The sequence below is a fragment of the Providencia sp. PROV033 genome, from assembly GCF_028484855.1.
GTDB classification, from domain to species: Bacteria; Pseudomonadota; Gammaproteobacteria; order Enterobacterales; family Enterobacteriaceae; genus Providencia; species Providencia alcalifaciens.
This window is the reverse complement of sequence record NZ_JAMPSW010000165.1, coordinates 1-4,091: the sequence shown is the minus strand read 5'-3', so window position 1 is coordinate 4,091 and position 4,091 is coordinate 1. Positions and strand designations below refer to the sequence as shown.

Genomic DNA, 4,091 nt, shown 5'->3' with positions numbered 1-4,091 from the left:
TGAAGATGAAAAGAGAACATATCATTCCTCTCTCTCCTCAAGCATTGGCAATATTAGAAACTATGAAACCTATAAGCGGTCATAGGGAACACATTTTTCCTAGTATGAAATCACCACATACTAAACCAATGAATAGCCAAACAGTTAATGCGGCTATCAAGCGTGTTGGCTTTGCAGGTCGCCTTGTAGCACATGGATTCCGTTCAATTGCATCAACTGCATTAAATGAGCATGGATTTCAACCTGATGTGATTGAAGCAGCTTTAGCCCATATCGATAGCAATGAGGTGCGACGCGCATATAACCGAGCTATTTATCTCGAACAAAGGCGTGAAATGATGGATTGGTGGGGAGAGTTTGTTAATAACGCGATCAATAAACGTTAGTGCACAATTAAATTTAATTGTCTGTTTTGTGCCGGTATTAAAGTCCACTGTTAGGTGTTAGCAGAACACCTAAAACAACGGTGCAGCTTTGCTATGTCCGAGTGCTTTGTATTACATGCTTAACCCACTCAAGTTGCTTTGCGTAGATTTTCGGCAGTGGGTGATAATACGAGTAACTAGTGTTTGGCTTTAAAATTCCGAGAGGGTTACTAATACACAAAGCTTCTATTGCCAACTTGGCTAGAGGAACTAAAGCTTTGTTTACACCCCAGCCAAAAATAACCGGTACGCCTCTGACAAAAAGCTGCTCTAGCTCAGATTGACGATTGGGTGAAAAAATGGAGTAATCTCTAAACTACATTCATCGGACTTCAAAAAACGGATACAGTTGGCCTGAATCGGGCGTGCGGAGATCAGACAAATTCAGAATTCTTGCATAATCAAACCCCACTGCATCCATAACTCTCATAATCTGTTGTTGTGTGGTGTCTGGCTGTGCCTCTGATTGAAAGAAGTTATTATCTATACCATCCAAAGGATAAGAAGAACCAGGGTTCATCATTACAACCATGAGATCAGGCTTATCGAGAGTAATGTTGGCCCGCTTTATATTGAGATACTTTCGTAACTTGAAACCATTCGACTCGTAAAAGAGACCTGTAACTTCGAATTTAGCACTCAACTTGATTCCTTGATATCATGTAGCGCCGCGCTCTGCGGGAATTTAGGAGCGCCAGCGAGTAGATTTTCCGTAGCAGAGCCTTGTTACAGCTTTGCAGGGCGATAGTCAAATGTATCTACTACTATTTCACCTGCATGGACTAAGTCGTGACATTTTTTACAAACAACAAGTATGTTCTCTGGGGTTGCTTCACCTCCTAGGCTGAAGTCCAAAATGTGATGCCCATGTATATCTAAACTAGCACCACATCTTAATTCACAGTTATAATCTTCTCTGATTTTGGCTAATGCGATTGCCCGTGAGTGCGCATAGCTCCGAGTGCTACTTGTCTTCGTCATCACTAGCCTCGCCCAATAGTTTTATTCCTGTAGAAGGCGAATCCAGGCCTAGGTTTTCCGATACAATAGAAATCAACTCTTCCATAAAGGCTTCTGCTTTTTCTTCACTTGCTGATACTTTTACCATAATGTCAGTAGCTGATTTATTCCTTAACTTGCTTTTTTCTACCTTATCAGGAACTTTGTTTATCCGAAGGTCATTACCAATCAAGCCAAGTTCAGCTGCTTGCTCAATGATTTCCTGAAAAGCTTTCTTCACTTTGGAATTGTCACCAGAAAATCTAACTATTAAATCCTTTTCTTCCATGACTACTTCCTTTCAAAAATGTTCACAACCAAACCATGCTTTTTTGCTGTTTCTTTTATAAGTTTTTTTAGTGCCGTTTTCTTTTCTGGATCAACACGCCTATAAATTACAGAGCCAGTAACCTTATCATTTTCAGCAATTTCCTTGCTTGAGCTAGTAGCTTCCGGAGAGTTTTTCATTTTACTCTTCCCATAACTCAGCAAGATCATTTAAATCAGCATCAGTTATTACATCGAAAGAACCACTACCTTGTGTTATTGCCAACACATCGAAGTCTATAACCCCACCATCCTTGTCCATCTTCAGCTTATAAATTACGTATTCACCAGAAGATCTACTTATGTGAATGTCTTGACCTTCAACTTTAACAACTTTATCCCCACTTTTTAGGTCTAAAATTTCAAATTTTAAGATATGCATATTTTCTCCAAATTTTTTGCGGATGCTATTTAATCGAAATTATAAACTATAACAGCTATTATGTAGACCATTCAGTAACATCTGAAAGGCATAATCAATGTATACCTATGACTTTATTTAAAAATAATAAGTTGAGAAGTTAGCTAAGCACTTAATATACTTTTAATCTACTACATTACTGAGACTTCTCAGTAAATCACTTGATTATTTACACAAGGGACTTAAATGAGCTACTCCATTAAGACTAAGTAAACCGAACAACACGCCCGATTTTTTGGTAAAAGCAGGCAATCACATGTTAACTATAATTCGATATTGAAATTCTGCTATTCGCTCATAGCAGACTACTATCCTATTAAATTTGGCGCAGATATAATCAATATCACTCAAATAGCCTAAAGCCAATGTAACAAAGGCCTTCCAGAAATAACTAGAAGACCTTTAATATAATACCTTACTGATTGAACAGTTAACTTACAATATCTACTTTCAAGCAGTAACGGCGGCTCAATTTCACACCATTAACCTTGCACTGGCGAGTGCTTTTGCCTTGGGCATCAGTAAGTAACTTTCCTTCTGAGACCAACTGGCGAATCACAGTTTTTTTATTCCCAATAATATTATCATCAAAAAATGATGACTTTACTGCGGCATAATATTCTCCCTTGATTTTTAAAACAATAACATCTAAGTTATTTAGCTCGTCCTCATCTACTAGGCTCTTTTTCGGTTTACAGGGCTTTTTCAATGCATCTAATAGTTTTTGATTGAAAACCATCTTTTTAATTGGGTTTTGGTCAATAGCTTTCAGATAACAATCTGTAACACCATCAAAGACCTCCGTCTCAGTAAAAGGAAGAATCTTAGTTTTAATGCCTAAAATCCCACTTGCATATGCTAAGGCAAAGCGAGTAGCTATACGCCTTTCTAGCCCATTATGACCTACTTTATTCTTTTTTAAGAATTCGGTAATATAATATTCAAGCCTTTCAGTAATATACTCAGAAGACTTTTTTCTCACTTTACTCAATATCTTAAGTATAAATCCATCTCCTGCTGTACCGTAATTGTCACTATAATCAACTTTTAAGCGCTCCACATATTCAGCAGATGACGACATTTCTTTAGGCAATGAACTAAAAATCCCCATGTCGTTATTACTGCTTACAGGAATATCAATGAATCGTGCTTTCTCACCATTTTTACGCTTCATTTGTCCTTCACTAGCATGTTGACTTAAAGCATTTTCTCCATTACTTAATGCAACTAACTGCCAACTAGCTAAACGCTCTTGATATGTATTACTTCTTAATTTACCTGAGCCAGAACCAAGCATATAAACAATTTTTTGCATCTTCTGCGCAGCAACTTGCTTATTTGCTTCTATTAAAATAAGTTCATCTGCCAAAAATAACCCATGATTCCGTGATTCTGCGTACTGCTCAAATGCAGTATCAGTAATATTCCAATCAAGAATGTATGGGTTCCCCCAAAATACAGAAGCTGCTATATCTAGGGTTGTACTTTTACCTTTTGAACTATCGCCATAAAAATGAAATCCTCCAGACTCAATTTTTGTAAAATAAATGCATATACCAGCAAGAGCTGAACATAAAGCAAGCATAATATAAGAGCTATATTTAGCAGATTTCGCAACCTTATCTTTCCATTCACCCAGTGTTCCTTTAGGCTGGAAGGAAATATCGAATGTTTTAGCATTCGGGTATGGAAATATTTTTAACTTACCATTTTCACCTAACACCTCTCCTGAGTTTTTGACATAATAAAGTTCATTTTCAACAGTAACAAAGCCAGGTTTATTACATAGTTTAATTCTCTTATCACTATCACCAGAAATAACATCAAAAATTTCATTGAATTTTTTATTAATAATTCTAGGATTGAATCCATTTTCTAATAATATACTCTTAATTTTATTATTATTTGCAAGGATAGAT

The 4,091-nt window shown here is 36.7% G+C and carries 7 protein-coding genes; 1 reads left to right on the top strand and 6 read right to left on the bottom strand.

What is annotated here, in order from left to right; translation table 11 throughout:
* On the top strand, positions 1 to 386 hold a 386-nt coding region (locus PSF16_RS16835), incomplete at its 5' end, for a tyrosine-type recombinase/integrase (protein ID WP_272689745.1).
* Positions 387 to 747: 361 nt separating this feature from the next.
* Here the strand turns inward: PSF16_RS16835 and PSF16_RS16830 are convergent.
* From PSF16_RS16830 to PSF16_RS16810, 6 genes are all read right to left on the bottom strand, one after another.
* A complete protein-coding gene (locus PSF16_RS16830) occupies positions 748 to 1,068 on the bottom strand; it encodes a hypothetical protein (RefSeq protein WP_272689744.1) in 321 nt (106 codons plus the stop codon).
* A gap of 83 nt (positions 1,069 to 1,151) precedes the next feature.
* Positions 1,152 to 1,406 carry an HNH endonuclease gene (locus PSF16_RS17495; protein ID WP_096865209.1) on the bottom strand — a complete coding sequence of 85 codons (255 nt, stop codon included), beginning with the start codon at positions 1,404 to 1,406 and terminating at the stop codon, positions 1,152 to 1,154.
* Entirely contained in the window at positions 1,390 to 1,713 is a 324-nt protein-coding gene (locus PSF16_RS16825; RefSeq protein ID WP_272689743.1) for a hypothetical protein, read from the bottom strand. Before PSF16_RS16825 ends, PSF16_RS17495 begins: the two co-directional genes overlap by 17 nt.
* Before the next feature lie 2 nt (positions 1,714 to 1,715).
* A complete protein-coding gene (locus PSF16_RS16820) occupies positions 1,716 to 1,892 on the bottom strand; it encodes a hypothetical protein (protein ID WP_164561199.1) in 177 nt (58 codons plus the stop codon).
* A 1-nt stretch (position 1,893) separates the two neighbouring features.
* The gene (locus PSF16_RS16815; RefSeq protein ID WP_096865211.1) at positions 1,894 to 2,133 is read right to left on the bottom strand and encodes a hypothetical protein; all 240 of its coding nucleotides are present in this window, start codon (positions 2,131 to 2,133) and stop codon (positions 1,894 to 1,896) included.
* A 469-nt stretch (positions 2,134 to 2,602) separates the two neighbouring features.
* On the bottom strand, positions 2,603 to 4,091 hold a 1,489-nt coding region (locus tag PSF16_RS16810; protein WP_272689742.1), incomplete at its 5' end, for a DUF927 domain-containing protein.